Annotated in this window: 12 protein-coding genes and 1 pseudogene; 3 read left to right on the top strand and 10 right to left on the bottom strand. The window is 72.6% G+C overall.

The features are described from left to right. Nucleotides 1-59 precede the first annotated feature (59 nt). Together SXIM_RS22495 and SXIM_RS22490 are read left to right on the top strand one after the other, a co-directional pair. Nucleotides 60-1,700 carry a PP2C family protein-serine/threonine phosphatase gene (locus tag SXIM_RS22495; RefSeq protein WP_030730169.1) on the top strand — a complete coding sequence of 547 codons (1,641 nt, stop codon included), beginning with the start codon at nucleotides 60-62 and terminating at the stop codon, nucleotides 1,698-1,700. 6 nt (nucleotides 1,701-1,706) lie between these two features. Then, a pseudogene (locus SXIM_RS22490) lies at nucleotides 1,707-2,826 on the top strand (cobalamin B12-binding domain-containing protein). 48 nt (nucleotides 2,827-2,874) lie between these two features. Here the strand turns inward: SXIM_RS22490 and SXIM_RS22485 are convergent. From SXIM_RS22485 to SXIM_RS22465, 5 genes are all read right to left on the bottom strand, one after another. Further along, complete coding sequence (locus SXIM_RS22485) at nucleotides 2,875-3,684, bottom strand: carbohydrate ABC transporter permease (protein WP_046725849.1); 810 nt, start codon at nucleotides 3,682-3,684, stop codon at nucleotides 2,875-2,877. Nucleotides 3,685-3,787: 103 nt separating this feature from the next. Continuing rightward, entirely contained in the window at nucleotides 3,788-4,732 is a 945-nt protein-coding gene (locus SXIM_RS22480; protein WP_046724987.1) for a carbohydrate ABC transporter permease, read from the bottom strand. 8 nt (nucleotides 4,733-4,740) lie between these two features. Next, nucleotides 4,741-6,000, bottom strand: a complete 1,260-nt coding sequence (locus SXIM_RS22475; RefSeq protein ID WP_234306820.1) for an ABC transporter substrate-binding protein — start codon at nucleotides 5,998-6,000, stop codon at nucleotides 4,741-4,743. 102 nt (nucleotides 6,001-6,102) lie between these two features. Next, the gene (locus tag SXIM_RS22470) at nucleotides 6,103-7,707 is read right to left on the bottom strand and encodes an FAD-dependent oxidoreductase (RefSeq protein WP_030730155.1); all 1,605 of its coding nucleotides are present in this window, start codon (nucleotides 7,705-7,707) and stop codon (nucleotides 6,103-6,105) included. A 78-nt stretch (nucleotides 7,708-7,785) separates the two neighbouring features. Next, nucleotides 7,786-8,817 carry a LacI family DNA-binding transcriptional regulator gene (locus SXIM_RS22465; protein ID WP_078847005.1) on the bottom strand — a complete coding sequence of 344 codons (1,032 nt, stop codon included), beginning with the start codon at nucleotides 8,815-8,817 and terminating at the stop codon, nucleotides 7,786-7,788. A gap of 452 nt (nucleotides 8,818-9,269) precedes the next feature. Here SXIM_RS22465 and SXIM_RS22460 point away from each other — a divergent pair, with 452 nt between their 5' ends. After that, the gene (locus SXIM_RS22460) at nucleotides 9,270-10,112 is read left to right on the top strand and encodes a glycoside hydrolase family protein (RefSeq protein ID WP_246156917.1); all 843 of its coding nucleotides are present in this window, start codon (nucleotides 9,270-9,272) and stop codon (nucleotides 10,110-10,112) included. Between the two features lie 55 nt (nucleotides 10,113-10,167). Here the strand turns inward: SXIM_RS22460 and hflX are convergent, their stop codons facing one another. The 5 genes from hflX to miaA form a co-directional block, all read right to left on the bottom strand. Continuing rightward, on the bottom strand, nucleotides 10,168-11,643 hold the full coding sequence (gene hflX / locus SXIM_RS22455; protein WP_030730146.1) for a GTPase HflX: 1,476 nt from the start codon (nucleotides 11,641-11,643) through the stop codon (nucleotides 10,168-10,170). Between the two features lie 150 nt (nucleotides 11,644-11,793). Beyond that, entirely contained in the window at nucleotides 11,794-13,950 is a 2,157-nt protein-coding gene (locus SXIM_RS22450) for a RelA/SpoT family protein (protein WP_046724986.1), read from the bottom strand. A 322-nt stretch (nucleotides 13,951-14,272) separates the two neighbouring features. Beyond that, entirely contained in the window at nucleotides 14,273-15,145 is an 873-nt protein-coding gene (gene dapF, locus SXIM_RS22445; protein WP_046724985.1) for a diaminopimelate epimerase, read from the bottom strand. A gap of 55 nt (nucleotides 15,146-15,200) precedes the next feature. Further along, a complete protein-coding gene (locus tag SXIM_RS22440) occupies nucleotides 15,201-15,680 on the bottom strand; it encodes a hypothetical protein (RefSeq protein WP_046724984.1) in 480 nt (159 codons plus the stop codon). A gap of 110 nt (nucleotides 15,681-15,790) precedes the next feature. Next, nucleotides 15,791-16,741, bottom strand: coding sequence for a tRNA (adenosine(37)-N6)-dimethylallyltransferase MiaA (miaA, locus tag SXIM_RS22435; RefSeq protein ID WP_030730134.1), 951 nt, complete (start codon nucleotides 16,739-16,741; stop codon nucleotides 15,791-15,793). Nucleotides 16,742-16,789: the final 48 nt, after the last annotated feature.

Raw genomic sequence — 16,789 nt, 5'->3', positions numbered from 1 at the left:
ATCGAACTGTTGGCTTTTGTGAAAGGTGACCGTGCTCGCCGTCGCGGGTCCGGACGTTCATGACCAGTGTCGAGGAATCCTCGCGCACGGCACGGCACCCGCTGTCGTCCGTCAGCGCTTCGTGGCCGCTCGCGCCCTGTCCCGCGCTGGTGATCGACGAGGCGGGCGCCGTTCTGGACGCCAACGCCCGTGCGGCTGACCTGTTTCCGGGCGCGGTACCCGGAGCCCGGCTGGAGGACGCCGTCCCCGGCTGGCTGGCGCGGGCGCACCAGGAGGTGGCCCGGGACGGCGGGGCCGCGCCGGGACCGGTGCGCGGTCCCTACGGGGAGCGCTCGCTCGAAGCCCACGCGACGCCCGGCGCGAGCGGCGACGTGGTGTGGTGGCTCCTCGACGACACCGAACAGCGGCTCGCCGAACGGGCGCTGCGCAGTGAGCAGGAGCGCACGGCCTTTCTGGCGGAGGCGTCCACCCGGCTGCTGGCCTCGCTCAACACCGAGCGGTGTGTGGAGGAGGCCGTGGCGCTGGCCACCCGGCACCTCGCCGACGCCGCGATCCTGATCACCCCCGCCTCGGGCCGGGGTCATCACCTGGCCACCGGGATCGGCGATGAGGTCGTCCGCAGCACCGAACGGATCGACCCGTCCGTCGTCCCCGGGCTCGCGGAGGCCCTTCAGGGCTTCCCTCCCGTGCCCTCCCGCTGGATCGACCCCGCCGTGCTGCCGCACTGGGCGGTGCCCGAAGGGCTCACCGAGCCGGTGGGGTCGGTGGTGATCACCCCCCTGCCCGGGCACGGCTTCCCCGCCGGGGCGCTCATCCTGCTGCGGCGCAGCCGGCATACCGCCTTCGACACGTCCGAGGAACTCTTCGCCCGTGTCTTCGCCGCCCGCGCGGGAGCCGCGCTGTCCGCCGCCCGTCTGTACCAGGAACAGAACAGCATCACGGCGACCCTCATGGCGGAACTGCTGCCCCCCGTCCTGCACCGGGTGGACGGCGTCGATTTCGCCGGCGGGTATCGCGCGTCGCGGGAGACCGAGCAGGTGGGCGGAGACTTCTACGACGTCCATCCCGGGGCCGGCGGAGAGCGGGAAACCCTGGCCGTGCTGGGGGATGTGTGCGGCAAGGGCCTGGAGGCGGCGGTTCTGACCGGCAAGATCCGCAACACGCTGCACGCCCTGCTGCCGCTGGCGGACGACCACCAGCATCTGCTGAGTCTGCTGAACGGGGCCATCCTGGCGAAGGGGAACACCCGTTTCGCGACGCTGGTGCTGGCCTCGGTACGCCGCCGTGGCAGCGTCGTCGACATGCGGCTGACCAGCGCCGGCCATCCGGCGCCGCTCATCGTCCGCCGGGACGGCACGGTGGAGGAGGCGGCCACCGCCGGCACCCTGATCGGCGCGCTTCCCGAGGTCGCGGCCACAACGGCCGAGGTCACCCTGGAGCCGGGCGAGACCTGTCTGCTGTTCACCGACGGCGTCACCGAGGCCCGGGGCGGCCCGCTGGGCGACGTCATGTTCGACGAGACCCGGTTGCTCGCCGCGCTGGAGGAGTGCGCCGGCATGCCGGCCGAAGCGGTGGTGGAGCGGATCCAGATGCTCGTGACGCGGTGGATCGACGGAAACCGGCACGACGACATAGCGGTCATGGCGATCACGGCTCCCCATCCGGCCGAAGCGCGGCCGGTCGCCGCAGGCGGCGGCTGACCGTACATGATCGACCCGCCCACCTCGGCCGGGGGCCGCGACGCCGTCCTGCTGCGGGCCCGCGAGGGCCTGTGGCGGGCGGTGCGGTCCCGGGACGAGCACGCGGCGGCGGCGGCCGTCTTCGCCGCGCTGGACGACGGCGCCGGGGCGGAGGACGTCCTGCTGGAGGTCATCGCCCCGGTCCAGCACAAGGTCGGCACCGAATGGGCCGCCGACCGCCTCACCGTGGCGCAGGAACACGCCGCCACCGCCATCCAGGACCGGATCATCACCGCCATGGCCGACCGGGTCCCCGTCACCCGGCCGCGCGGAGGGCGCGGCACCGTGGCCGTGGCCTGTGTGGACGGCGACTGGCACGTCCTGCCCACCCGGATCCTGGCCGAAGTGCTGCGCCACCGCGGCTACCCGGTGGACTTCCTGGGCGCCCAGGTCCCCACCTCCCGGCTCATCGCCCATCTGCACCGGACCGCACCCGCGGCGCTGGCCCTGTCCTCCTCCCTCCCCACGCATCTGCCGGGCGCGCACACGGCCATCAGCGCCGCGCAGGCGGCCGGGGTGCCCGTGCTGGCCGGTGGGGCCGCCTTCGGCGCCGACGGCCGCTACGCCCGCCTGCTCGGCGCCGACGGCTGGGCGCCCGACGCCCGGGGGGCGACGGCGGTGCTGGACGGCGGTGCTGGACGGCGGGCTTCCCCGCCCGCACGCCGGTGCCGTCCGGCAGACCGTGGAGGATCTGCCGCACCTCGCCGACCAGGAGTACACGCTGGTCTCCCGGAGCAGACGGCAACTGGTGCGGAACACCATGGCCGGGCTCGAGGAACGGGTGCCCGCGATGCGCACGTACACCGCGGCCCAGCGGGAGCACACCGCCGAGGACGTGCTCCACGTCGTGGACTTCCTGGCCACGGCCCTGTACACCGATGACGCGCTCCTGTTCACCGGGTTCCTGCACTGGACCGGCGACGTGCTGCGGGCCCGCGGCGTCCCCGTCCGGGTCCTCGTGCCCTGCCTGGAGCTTCTCCAGGACGACCTCAAGGACCTGCCGCGCGCCCGCGGGTTCCTCGCCCTGGGCCTTGCCGGCGCACTGGACGGACCTGTCGCGCGGAACGGTTCCCCCGCGGACGGATGACCGTGCGGAACCGGCCCCCGCGCCGGGGCCGGTTCCGCACGGGTGCGGTCAGCCCTTGAGCCCGGTGTGGGCGAGGCCCTCGACGAACTGACGCTGCATGACGATGAAGAACACCAGCACCGGCAGCGCCGTCATGGAGGCCGCCGCCAGTTGCACGTCCCACATCGGGCCGCCGTAGGCGTCGACGAAGTGAGTGAGCGCCTGCGGCAGCGTGAACTTGTCCGGGGTCGACAGGAACACGATCGGCTCCAGATAGAGGTTCCAGCTGTGCAGGAAGGTGAAGATGGCCACCGCGCCGAGCGCCGGCCTGGCCAGCGGCATGGCGATCCGCCGGTAGACGGCGAACTGGCCGAGCCCGTCCAGGCGGGCGGCCTCCTCCAGTTCCCTGGGGATGGCGATGAAGAACTGCCGCATGATCAAGGTGGCCAGCACGCTGGGGGCGCCGAGGATCGGCACCAGGATCAGCGGCCAGTGGGTGTCGATCATGCCCCACTCGTTGAACATCTGGAACAGCGGGACGATCGTCACCTCGCTGGGGATCAGCAGGCCGATCAGCACCACGAGGAAGAGCGCGTTCTGGCCGGGGAAGCGGATGCGCGCGAAGGCGTACCCGGCCAGGGAGGAGACCGCGAGCGTCCCGAGGGTGACCACCAGCGCGATGTACATGGAGTTCAGGTACTGCGCGGCGAACGGCTGTACCTCGAAGACCCGTTGGTAGGCGTCCAGCCGGGGGCTGTCCGGCAGCAGCGAGGGCGGGAAGGCGAAGATCTCGTTGGCCGGTTTCAGGGAGGCCGTCACCATCCACCAGGTCGGGAAGAGGAAGGGGACGGACAGCAGCGCCAGCGTCCCGTAGACGATCAGCGCTGCGCGCCACGATCCGCCGCGTTTCGGCTTCCGGCGGGCCGGCTCGTCACGGGCCGGGCTGGTGCCCTCGGCGCCACGGGGGCGGCGGGTTGCGACCTCACTGCTCATGGAACACCCACTTCTTGCGCAACTGCCACTGGACGAACGTCAGCACGAAGACGATCGCGAACAACAGCACCGACAGCGTCGCCCCGTATCCGAAGTGGTGGAACTGGAAAGCCTGCTGGTACAGGTAGTAGACGAGCACCGTGGTCGAGGTCCCCGGTCCGCCGCTGGTGAGCACATCGATCTGGGCGAACACCTGCAAAGAGCCGACGACCGTGATGATGGAGGTCAGCAGGATCGTCGGGCTGATCATCGGCACCGTGATGCGCACGAACCGCGTCCACCGGCCCGCGCCGTCCATGGTGGCCGCCTCGTACAGCTCCCGGGGCACGCCCTGCAGCGCGGCGAGGAAGAGCACCATGTTCAGACCGACGTTCTTGAAGACCTGCACCACGATCACCGAGAGCATGGCGGTGAACTCACCGCGCAGCCAGTTCGGCCCGGTCATGCCGAACACGTCGAGCAGCCCGTTGACGCCGCCGTTCTCCTGGAGCAGGAAGCGCCACACGATCGTCCACGCCACCAGCGAGACGACCACCGGGGAGAAGAACACCGTGCGGAAGAACGTCGTACCGGCCAGCCGCCGGTTCAGCATCAGTGCCAGCCACAGCGCCAGGCTCAGGTTGAGCAGCACGAGGCCGACGGAGAACACGGCGGTCGCCGTCAGCACCCCCGGCAGCGAGGGGTCGTTCAGCAACTGGTCGTAGTTGTCCGTGCCGGTGAACTCGAAGGAGCCCGCCAGCACGTTCCACTCGTGCAGGCTGTACCAGAACACCAGGATCAGCGGCAGCAGGACGAACACGGCGCTGCCGATCAGCTGCGGGGCGACGAAGAGGTAGCCGGCGAGCGCCTCGCGGCGCCGGCCGGTCCAGAACGGGCGGCCGGGCGGTCCGGAGCAGTCCGCCCGCCGCCGCTCCTTCGGCGCCGGGCCGCTCATCCGGGAACTCACCGGTCCAGCAGGGGCTGCACGGAGGCGCACACGTCCCCGAGCACCGCCGGTACGTCCGCGCCCGGCTTCCACAGCGCGTCCAGCTGGGCGCGCACGGTCTGCGCGATCTGCTCCTGCCCCAGGTGGCTGGGCTTGACCACGCCGCCGGCGATGCCGGCCACCACGGTGTCCTGCAACTGCTCGGCGCTGAGCAGCGGGTTGGTCTGCGCCAGGGTCTCGGCGGTCAGCTGGGACTCGCGGGGCGGCGGGAAGTACTCGGCGAGCCGGGCGGAGTTCTCCGGTGCGGTGAAGTGGGCCAGGAAGTCGGCGGCGATCTCGGGGTGGTCGCCGACCCGCAGCACGCCGAGCCCGGCCTGCCCGATCACCGCGTACTCGCCGGCCGGACCGGCGGGCAGCGGCACCATGTCCCAGGCGAAACCGGCCTCTTCCAGGAGCGAGGCGCGGGAGATCTGGGTGACGGTGTAGGCGGCCTCACCGGCGAAGAAGTCCGCGCTGGTCCCCGGCCCCGGCATCGCGCCGCGCTCGAAGACCGCCTCGTGCAGGAAGGTCATCGCCCCGACCATCTCCGGCCGGTCGAAGCCGCACTGGGAGGACTCGTCCCAGGCCTGGGCGTCCCAGCCGGTCCACAGGGTGGCGAGGTAGTCCCAGCCCGTGTAGTCGAAGTCGCGGATCACCATGCCGGAGGCGCCGGTCTGCCCGGCGACGGTGGACGCGGCGCCGATGACCTCGTCCCAGGTCCACTCCCCCGCCCCGGTCATCTCGCCGGGCGCGGGGACCCCGGCCTCGGCCAGCAGGTCGAGGTTGGCGAAGACCGCGAAGGGCGAGGTGGAGAACGGGTAGGCGAACAACTGGTCGTCCTCGCGCCAGAGTTCGGTGGTGGCGGGCAGCAGGTCCTCGAACGCGTACCCCTCGGTCCCGGTCAGCACCTCGTCCAGCGGCACCAGCGCGCCGGAGGAGACGAAGTCCGGGGCGGAGCTCTCGAAGATCCAGGCCAGATCGGGGGCGTTGCCGCCGGCGATCTGGGTGGTCAGCGCGGTGGTGTACCCGTCGAAGGGCAGCGGGTCGAAGGTGATCTTCTCGACCCGGGGGTGCTCCGCGATGTAGGCGTCGGCTATCTCGTCGAACAGCGCCAGGTGGTCGTCGTTCGCGGTCCACACGGCGACGCGCAGCGAGACCGGCGCGTCGGGGTCGCCCCCGCTGCCGGAGCCGCCGCAGGCGGTGAGGGTCAGCAGGCCGGCCAGCGTGGCCGCTGCCATGGGCCTGCTCATGGAAGGCTTCATTGCACTTCTCCTTGAGTCGTGCCTGGTGTCGTGATGTCCGGTAGGTCGGTGACGTCGCCCGTCGGCGGCGTCGCCGGGTCAGTAACCCGCGATGTCGGGCCAGCTCAGTTCGACGCCCTGGGCGGTCAGCCGGTCCTGGAAGGACGCCAGCTGCTCCGGGTCGTTGCGCACGGCGCGCGGGGTGGTGGACTGCTGGAGACAGTGGGCGGCCAGGGTTCCGGCGGCCTCACCGATGTTCCATTCGACCGGGTGCAGGCGGTAGCAGCCATTGGTGATGTGGGTGGTGCCGATGTTCTTCCCGGCCGGCAGCAGGTTCTCCATGCGGACCGGGATCAGCGCTCCGAGCGGGATGCGGAACGGACTGGCGGCGACGTCGATGTAGTTGTCGCCGCCGGTCGAGGGGTGCAGGTCGATGCGGTACATCCCGACACCGACGGTGTCGTGGTAGGGGACGGCGCCCTTGTCGCCGCGCAGCGCCACGGACAGGTCCTGTTCCACGACGGTGTACTCGGCGGCGATCCGCCGCGACTCGCGGTAGTAGGGCGCCTGTGCGAGGCCGTCCGCCGAACCGGTGATGTCGCCGCGCAGCCGCAGCCCGGGGAAGCCGGTGCCGCCGTCGGGGCGCGGTGCCTCGGTCTGCAGCCAGTACAGCACGCTGTACGACAGTTGCCGGGCGGCCGCCAGCCGGGCCGCCGCGTCGGGGACGTCGATGACGGGGGCCAGGAAGTAGTCGATCATCGGCCAGTTGACCAGGCAGATGTCGCTCTCGTAGGCGCCGGGGGTGAAGTTGCGGCGGGCCGCGATGCGGCGGAACGTCCACAGGTTGGCGTCGCCGCCGGACAGCCGCTGGTCGGCGACGACCGCGTCCGGGTCGTCGTCCGGGTTGGGGGTGAAGCTGCGCGTGCCCGTTTCCAGGGTGCGGGGGTTGGGGGTGTTCCAGCCGAGCAGGTTGCCGCCCCAGAAGTCGGTGCGGAACTCCCGCCAGAACCCGTAGTCGGCGGGCCGGTCGATGGTGTGGTCGCCGTCCACGTGGTCGACGGCGAAGCAGACCGAGACGGCCTGCATGTTCATGGGCTGGGCCTCGGCGGGGGCGCTGGGTTCGCCGGTCACCTCGCGCGACTCGAACCCGGTGACGTACTCGGTGCCGGTCAGCGGCAGCAGTTCGCCGCTCTCGGTGGCGTCGATGACGTACCGGCCGGTGACGGTGATCTCCTCGCCGCTGTCCCGGTGGGCGAGCCGGACGGCGCTCACCCGGTCGCCCTCGGTCTCCGCGCCGACGGGCCGGTAGGGCTGGAGCACCCGCAGCCGCCCGCTGCCGCGGTGGGGGGCGAGCATCTCCTCGATGACGGCGACGGCCACGCGCGGCTCGTGGCACAGCCGGCTGACGTGCCCGGCGCCGGGGTTCAGGTCGCGACGTGCCCTGGCCCGCGGCGTCAGCGGGTAGTTGCGGCGGTAGTACGCCCGGATGCCGTCCCGCAGCTGCCGGTAGGAGGCCGTGACGCCGAACTGCTCGACCCAGGAGTGCTCGTCCGGCGGTACGGCCTGGCTGGTCAGCTGGCCGCCGAGCCAGTCGTACTCCTCGGTCAGGATGACCCGTTGGCCGGCGCGCAGGGCGGCGAGGGCGGCGGCGACGCCGCCGAGGCCGCCGCCGACGACCACGAGGTCGGTGTCCAGTTCGGTCATGTCTCGCCTCTCATCAGGGGGTACGGGTGTGCGGGTGCAGCCGGGGTCCGCGGTACGGGCGCGGGCGCGGCGGCGGGGTCATCCGGGCGGCGGTGCGAGGCTCGCGCCCCGGTGGCTCGCGCAGCCGAGCAGGCGCTGCGTCGCGGTGCTCTCCTCCTCCAGCAGGGCACTGAGCACCTCCACGGCCTGCCGGCCCATCTCCCGGCGGGGGATGCGGAATCCGGTGAAGTCGATGTCGGCGGTGGCCGGCCGGGTCGGGTCGCCCAGCGCCACGATGGAGATCCCGGCCGGTACCGGATGCCCGAGTTCGCCCAGCCGGTCGGCCAGTTGCTGGCAGTCGGCGGGTTCCTCGACGAACAGGGCGGTCACGCCGTCGGCGAGCAGCTGTGGCAGCCGGGCGATCAGCTCGGCGGTCTCCCCCGCGAGCACGGTGCCCGTGGCGCCGGTGGCGGTGAGCGCGGCGGTGAAGCCGTCCCGCCGGTCGCCGCGCGACTCGGCCCGGCTGCCGCTGCCCAGGTAGGCCAGCCTCCGGTGTCCCCGGTCCACCGCCCCGGCCACGAGTGCGGCGACCGCGCCGGGGTAGTCGGCGCCGACGTAGGGCACCGGGCCACCGGCGTCCGCGCGGCGGCCGACCGAGACGAAGGGGTAGTCCTCGGCCACCAGCCGGGCCAGTTCGCCGGAGTCGGTCTCCCGGCCGAGCAGGATGCAGCCGTCGGCGAGCCGGAAGCGGTTGCCGTCGTGGAAGATGCGCCGCCGTCCGTCCACCACCGGGGCGCTGGTCAGCAGCAGCAGATCGCAGCCGAGTTGTTCGGCGCTCTCCTCGATGCCGGCCAGAAAGGGCTGGTAGAAGTCCCGGGTTCCGCTGGGGAAGACGGCCTCGTAGGTGAAGACGCCGATGATCCGGTTGCGCCGGGCGACCATGCGCCGGGCCACCGGGTCGGCCACGTAGCCGGTCTCGGCGATCGCCTCCAGCACCCGTTCCCTGGTCTCCGGCGCGATCCGTACCCCGGCGTCGAGCCGGTTGTTCAGCACCAGGGAGACCGTGGTCTGACTGACGCCGCTGATCCGGGCGATGTCCTGCTGGGTCACCCGGCGGCGGGGTCCGGTCACGGCCGCCTCCTCTCGACTGCCATCCATGGCGCCATGGTTGATCCACACGGCCTGCCCATCATCACTAATACGTATTAGTGGCCGGTGCGTTCCGCCATGCTGCATTCCCGGCCGAGGGCCGTCAAGAAGGTAATTCGTATTAGCACCTTGACGCTGCCGCGAGCGGCGCGGAAGCTGTGCTGCCATCGGCTCCCCGAGCGGGAGGACCGAGCACGACCGTCGCCAGCCGTCGGCAACCCCATGTCACGCAACCCCCCTCACTCTTCTCACTCTGGAGTCGTCATGACGGACGAAGTGAGCCCCTCCCCCACCACCCCCTGAGCCGCCGCTCCCTGCTGCGCGGCACCGCGGCGCTGGGCACCGCGACGGCGGCCGGCGGGCTGCTCTCCCTGACCGGGGCCTCATCCGCCCAGGCGGCCGTCCCCGGATTCCCCACCTTCAGCCACTACGGCGTGGTGCTCGACAAGAGCCGGCTGAAGTACAACCCGAGGAACGAGCTGATCTTCCCCTCCGTGCGGTACGTCGCGGGCCGGATCGCCAACCCGCTGGGCCGCTGGTACATGTACTACGCCCCGCACGACGCGCCCGGCGGGATCTGCCTGGCCTACGCCGACACGGTCACCGGCCCCTGGAAGGAGTACCCGAACAACCCCATCATTCCGCGCACCTGGGCGAGCTTCGACGTCTCCCACGTCTCCAGCCCGGACGCCTTCTACAACCCGGCCGACCGCAAGATCTACCTGTTCTTCCACGGCGAGAACCACACGACCCGGGTGGCGAGTTCGTCCGACGGACGCAGCTTCCAGTACCACAACAGGGTGGTGGGCACCTACATGCTCCCGGGCGTCAGCGAGACGTCGTACGCGCGGGTCTTCCCGCACCCGACCCAGTCCGGCGTCTACATCATGCTCTTCATGGGCAACCACGGCGGCACCCGCAAGATCTACATCGGCTGGTCCCATTCGCTGACCTCCGGCTGGCAGGTCAAGCAGGATCCGCTGATCTCGCCGCGGGCGGGCGAGGGTGGCCAGCTCTCCGGCGCGCACTACTGGTCGCGCAACGGCGGCGGGCACGTCGTGTACCACTCCGGCGCCGGGAACATCCATGTCGCCCGGGTCGGCACGGGCTTCGACCGCGAGGACCACCTCGGGGTGCTGTACGACTCCCGGTCGGCCGCCCCGGACAACGGACGGGCCGCCGCGCCCTCCTTCGTCGAGGCGGACGGACGGTTGCACATGTTCTACGAGGCAGGACAGCGAGGCGCGACCAACATCGCCCTGGCCCGCGCCAACTGATCTCACGCGTGTGGGGCTCCCCCGGCCGGGGGAGCCCCACACGTCAACGCGTCATTCAGCCCTGGGTCGCCAGCGCGTACGGCTCCAGCAGCGCCCCCAGCTCGGGGTGGACCCGCGCGGTCAGCAGCGTGCCTTCACCGGTGTGCTCCTCGCGGAGCACCTCACCCTCGGAGTGCACCCGCGAGACCAGCGCACCCTCGGTGTACGGCACCAGGGCCGCCACCTCCACGTCGGGGCGCGGCAACTCGTCGTCGATCCAGGCCAGCAGCTGCTCGATGCCGAGCCCGCTGTGCGCCGACACGGCGATCGCCCGCCGCTCCGCGCGCAGCAGCCGCTGAAGGGTCAGCTCGTCGGCGGCGTCGGCCTTGTTGATCACCACGATCTCCGGCACCTGGGTGGCACCGACCTCGCGGATCACCTCGCGCACGGCCGCCAGCTGCTCCTCGGGCACCGGATGCGAGCCGTCCACCACGTGCAGGATCAGATCGGCCTCGCCGACCTCCTCCATCGTGGAGCGGAACGCCTCCACCAGGTGATGCGGCAGATGCCGGACGAACCCCACCGTGTCCGCCAGGGTGTACAGCCGCCCGCTGGGCGTCTCGGCCCGGCGCACCGTCGGGTCCAGGGTGGCGAACAGCGCGTTCTCCACCAGCACCCCGGCGCCGGTCAGGCGGTTCAGCAGCGAGGACTTGCCGGCGTTCGTGTACCCGGCGATCGCCACCGACGGCACATGGTTGCGGCGACGCTCGCCCCGCTTGATCTCCCGGCCGGTCTTCATCTCGGCGATCTCCCGGCGCATCTTCGCCATCTTCTCGCGGATGCGCCGCCGGTCGGTCTCGATCTTGGTCTCACCGGGGCCACGGGTGGCCATGCCGCCACCGCCGCCGCCACCCATCTGCCGGGACAGGGACTGACCCCAGCCGCGCAGCCGGGGGAGCATGTACTGCATCTGGGCGAGCGAGACCTGCGCCTTGCCCTCCCGGGACTTGGCGTGCTGGGCGAAGATGTCCAGGATCAGCGCGGTGCGGTCGACCACCTTGACCTTGACGACGTCCTCCAGCTTGATCAGCTGGCCCGGGCTGAGCTCACCGTCGCACACGACGGTGTCGGCACCGGTCTCCAGCACCAGGTCACGCAGCTCCTGTGCCTTGCCGGAGCCGATGTAGGTGGCCGGGTCGGGCTTCGTGCGGCGCTGCGTGACGCCCTCGAGCACCTGCGCGCCCGCGGTCTCCGCCAGCGCCGCCAGCTCCGCGAGGGAGTTGTCCGCGTCCTGGGCGGTACCCGAGGTCCACACGCCCACCAGCACCACGCGCTCCAGGCGCAGCTGGCGGTACTCGACCTCGGTGACGTCCTCCAGCTCGGTGGACAGCCCGGCGACGCGGCGCAGCGCGGCGCGCTCCTCGCGGTCGAACTGCTCTCCGTCCCGCTCTTCGTCGAAGGTGCTCCAGTCCGCGTCCTCATCCATCAGGGCGTCGGCCCGGCGGCTCGCGGCGGGGCGTGAGTTTTCCTGAGGAAGGGATGAAAACGTCAATGCGATCCTTAGTCGTTTCGGCGAAGCGGCTGAGACAGCCGTCTGGATGTCAGCAAGAACGCCGGGGCACTTCGGAAGATTCCCGCTTTCCCGGACGGGTCCATAGTGGCACGGCGGGATCGGGCCGTCACCCGGTTTGCGGCGCGCCGCTCAGCGCCGCGGCCGGGCCGCCCGCGAGACGTCGTACACGCCGGGCACCTCGCGCATCGCGCGCATCAGCCGGGGCAGCCCCGAGGCATCGGGCAGTCGCAGCGTGTAGGTGTGCCGTACCCGCTGCTGGCGCGGCGGCTCCACCTCGGCCTGGAGGACGGCGGCGCCGTGCGCGGCGAGCGCCTCGGTCAGGTCGGCCAGCAGATGCGGACGGCCCAGTGACTCCGCGTACAGGGTGACGCGGCAGCCGACGGACGGTGACCGCCAGCCGACCTCCAGCGCCCCGCGGCCGGCACCGGTCATGCGTACCGCGGTCGGACAGCTCTCCCGGTGCACGGTGACGGCGCCCCCGCTGACCAGGAAGCCGCGCACCCGGTCCGGGGGGACCGGGGTGCAGCAGCGCGCCAGCCGCACCGGGGCGCCGGGGGCCTCCGCCACCAGCGCCACGGGCTCGGAGGCGGGCTCGGTACGCGCGGGGGCCGGGGCGGCCGGGGCGGCCGGGGACTGCGGGACGGCGGCGGCCGGCGCGGGGGGGTGCTCGGCCGTCCGCGGCGGCTGGGGCGGCTCCCCTTCCAGGCGGCGCCGGATCGGGATCCGGGCGGCGGGCGTGGTCGCGTACTCCAGCCATTCGGCGGCGGGCCCCGCGCCAGGACCCGGATCCGGGTCGAGCAGCAGCCGTACGGTGTCGCCGTCGCGCAGCACGGTGCGCAGCGTGGCGAGGCGGCCGTTGACGCGGGCGCCGATGCAGGTGTGGGCGAGCTGCCCGTGCCGGGCGTAGGCGGCGTCCACGCAGGTGGCTCCGGCGGGCAACTGGAGCGGGCCCCCGTCGTCGGCCTCGGCGAAGACGGTGATCTCGCGGTCCTGGGCCAGCTCGGCGCGCAGCGCGGTCCAGAAGGTGTCCGGGTCGGGCTCCTGCCGCTGCCAGTCCAGCAGCCGGGAGAGCCACCCGGGGCGGCCGGGACCGGCCCGCTCGCCGTCCTCGCCCGCGGCACCCGGCGCCTCCGGCTCGCCGGCGCGGTGCGGGTCGCCGAGCGCGATCACCCCGGCCTCGGCGATGCGGTGCATCGCGTGGGTCCGCACCAGGGCCTCGGCCACCAGCCCGTCGCGGTCGGCGAAGGCGGTGTGCAGCGAACGGTAGAGGTTGAACTTGGGGGCCGCGATGAAGTCCTTGAACTCCGAGACCACCGGCGTGAAGCAGGTGTGCAGCTCGCCCAGCACCCCGTAGCAGTCGGCGTCCTCGGCCACCAGGATCAGCAGCCGCCCGAAGCCGCCGGGGCCGAGTCCGCCGCGTTTGAGCAGCGCCCGGTGCAGCGAGACGACGTGGCGGGGCCGGATCATCACCTCGGCCGTGATCCCGGCGTCCCGCAGGATCTCGCGGACCTGGTCGGCGACCCCCTCCAGCGGCTCGGGGCCGGCGCGGTGGGCACGCAGCAGTTCCAGGGCGCGCGCGTGTTCGGCGGGGTGGAGGATGGCGAAGACCAGGTCCTCCAGCTCGGTCTTGAGCGCCTGCACGCCGAGACGCTCGGCCAGCGGGATCAGCACCTCGTCGGTGACGCGGGCGATGCGGGCCTGCTTCTCGGGGCGCATCACCCCGAGAGTGCGCATGTTGTGCAACCGGTCCGCGAGCTTGATCGACATCACCCGCACATCGGTGCCGGTGGCCACCAGCATCTTGCGGAAGGTCTCGGGCTCGGCGGCGGCGCCGTACTCCACCTTCTCCAGCTTGGTGACGCCGTCCACGAGCAGTTCCACCTCGGCGCCGAACCCTGCCCGCACCTGGGCGAGGGTCACCTCGGTGTCCTCGACGGTGTCGTGCAGCAGGGAGGCCGTCAGGGTGGTGGTCTCGGCGCCGAGTTCGGCGAGGATGAGCGTGACGGCGAGTGGGTGGGTGATGTACGGCTCGCCGCTCTTGCGCATCTGTCCGCGGTGGGCGGACTCGGCGAGCAGATAGGCGCGGCGCAGCGCGTCGATGTCGGCGCGCGGATGGTGGCGGCGGTGCACCTGGGCGATGTGCTCGATCGCGTCGGGCAGCCCGTGCCGGGGGGCCGAGGGCCCGAAGACGGCGGCACGCCCGAGCTGGCGCAGTCTCAGCACGTCGATCCGGTGGCCGCGCCGTGACCTGGCGGCCTTGCTCGGTCCGATCGCCTCTGCACTCAAGGGGCACCTCCCGGCTGCGTCACCGGGCCGCGTGGCTCCCGTGACAATCCCCTCAGCGGTGCCGGTGCTTGATGGTACCGAGCTGATCACCCCCACCCGCCCGCCCGTTGCCCCTTCCCGCCCGGATCACCCGTTCGAGCGACGAATGTCCCGGCCAACCTGTCCGAAATTCAGTCCCTTGCCGGGGAGTTGACGGGGCGTGCGGTGGCCGGGAGAGGCGGGTTCGAGGGCACGGAAGCCCCGCTTCGCAGCACGGCCCGCGCGGCGGGCGCACACGTCCCGTCGCACGCCGGGCCCATCGCACGCGGGGCCTGCGCCGCCGTCAGTGGCCGGGAAGGGCCAGCGTGCCCTCGGCCACGATCTCCGCCGGGCCCGTCATCGTGATGTCGCCGTCCGGGTGTTCGGTGATGTGCAGGGTGCCGCCGGGGACGTCCACCGTGTACGCGGCCGGCTCGCCGTCCACCACGGGGTTCAGTCCGTCGCGCCGGGCCGTCGCCACCATCACCGCGCAGGCGCCCGTTCCGCAGGAGCGGGTCTCGCCCGAGCCGCGCTCGTGCACCCGCAGCGCCACATGCCGGGGCCCGCGATCCACCACGAACTCCACGTTCGTCCCGTGCGGATACACCTCCGCCGGCCGTACCTGCGGCGGGCTCAGCAGCGGACCGGCATCCGCCAGCGCCGTCACGAACGCCACCGCGTGCGGATTGCCCATGTCCACGTGGCGCGCGGGCCACGACCGCTCCCCGACCCGTACCGTCACGGAGTCGCCGTCCCCGCCGGGCAGCCGGGCGGCGCCCATCGAGACGGTCAGCGGACCGTCCCCGGCGACCCGTACCCGCCGCACCCCGGCCCGGGTGGCGACCGGCACCTCGCCGTCCTTCACCAGCCCGGCCCGCTGCAGGTAGCGCACGAAGACCCGCACGCCGTTGCCGCACATCTCGGCGACGCTGCCGTCCGAGTTGCGGTAGTCCATGAACCACTCCGCCTCGCCCGCCAGCTCCCGCGCCTCCGGGTGGGCGGCGGAGCGCACCGCCCGCAGCAGCCCGTCGCCGCCGAGCCCGGCGCGCCGGTCGCACAAGCGGGCGACCTGGGCGGCGGACAGGTCCAGCACGCCGTCGGGGTCGGGAATGATCACGAAGTCGTTCTCCGTACCGTGGCCCTTGAGGAACGGTACGGACTGCCGTGCGGTGCTCATCTGCCCGATCGTATCGGCCGGGTACCGGCCCCGCGTTCCGGCTCGGCGGCGCCGCTCAGCGCAGCAGCGCCACGCGGCTGACCGCGAGCGCGGCGAGCAGGGCGAAGCCGAGCCCGTAGAGCGTGATCAGCCGCCAGTCGGGGCGGCGCCCGGAGCCCCGGCCCGGCAGCCCCGGCAGGGTGTAGCCGACCCGCAGGGCCGCCATCATGCCCAGGCCTGCGGCGCTGCATCCGATGAGCAGGCCGGTCATCGCGACGACGGCGCCGCCGTCGTCGAAGGTGAAGGCGAGCGGGAACGCGAACATCAGGGAACCCAGCAGGCCGAGCAGCACGATCGGCACGATCTGCAGGGCGCGCAGCCGCCGGGGCGGGCGCAGTTCGCCGTAGGACTCGGCGCGGTCGCCGCTCTCCTCCGGAATGTCCTGGGGCCGCTGCGGCGCCGCGGGTTCGCCGGCGCGGGCCGGTACCGGCTCACCCCGGTGCTGCCGGGGGATGTCTCCGGTGGTTCCGTTTGTCTCGCGAGGGCCGGCCTCCATTGCCACGTGCCCTCCTAGCTGAACGGTATTCACGGCTGCGGCATCGCTCGATGATGGCACGGGAGGCGGCCGGGACCGGCCTCATGGAGCGTCCCGATGCCATCACGTGATCAGGATGTGACCGTCCGTTCGAGCAGCTCCCAGGCCCGCTCCTCCAGGGGCGCGCCGGAGGCGTCCGGGGCGGCGCTCAACCAGCGCACCCGGGCGTCGCGGCGGAACCAGGTCTCCTGGCGCCGGGCGAAGCGGCGGGTGGCGCGTACCGTCTCGGCGCGCGCCTCCTCCTCGGTGCACTCGCCCGCGAGCGCCGCCAGCAGTTGCTGGTAACCGAGCGCGCGCGAGGCCGTACGCCCCTCGCGCAGGCCGGCCTGTTCCAGGGCGCGCACCTCGTCGACCAGGCCCGCCGCCCACATGCGGTCCACCCGGGTGGTGATCCGCTCGTCCAGGGCGGGGCGGTCGGTGGTGATGCCGATCTGGAGGGCCCGGTAGTGGCCCGTCTCCTCGTCCGGCCCGGGGAGGTTCGCGGTGAACGGGCGGCCGGTGATCTCGATGACCTCCAGCGCGCGCACGATCCGCCGGCCGTTGCCGGGCAGGATCGCGGCGGCGGCGGCCGGATCGGCGGCGGCGAGGCGGGTGTGCAGGACGCCGGTGCCCCGCTCGGCCAGCTCCGCCTCGAGCCGTGCCCGTACCGCCGGGTCGGTCCCCGGGAACTCCAGCTTGTCCAGCGCGCCCCTGACGTACAGGCCCGAGCCGCCCACCAGGACGGGGGTGCGGCCGGCCGCCAGCAGGCGGTCGATCTCGGCGCGGGCGAGCCGCTGGTACTCGGCGACGCTGGCGGTGACGGTGACGTCCCAGATGTCGAGCAGCCGGTGGGGCACTCCCCCGCGTTCGGCCTCGGACAGCTTGGCGGTGCCGATGTCCATGCCCTTGTACAGCTGCATCGAGTCGGCGTTGATCACCTCGCCGCCCAGCCGCCGGGCGAGGGCGGTGCCCAGGTCGGACTTGCCGGCGGCGGTCGGGCCGACCACGGCGATGACCTGGGGGGTTGGGGCTGCGGTGTTCATCCGGTGCAGTCTCGCAGACCACCGGGCGACACCACGAATGAGCGACGT

Source organism: Streptomyces xiamenensis, assembly GCF_000993785.3.
Lineage (GTDB): Bacteria > Actinomycetota > Actinomycetes > Streptomycetales > Streptomycetaceae > Streptomyces > Streptomyces xiamenensis.
Note: the sequence above shows the minus strand (reverse complement) of the source record. Positions and strands in the feature narration are given on the sequence as shown.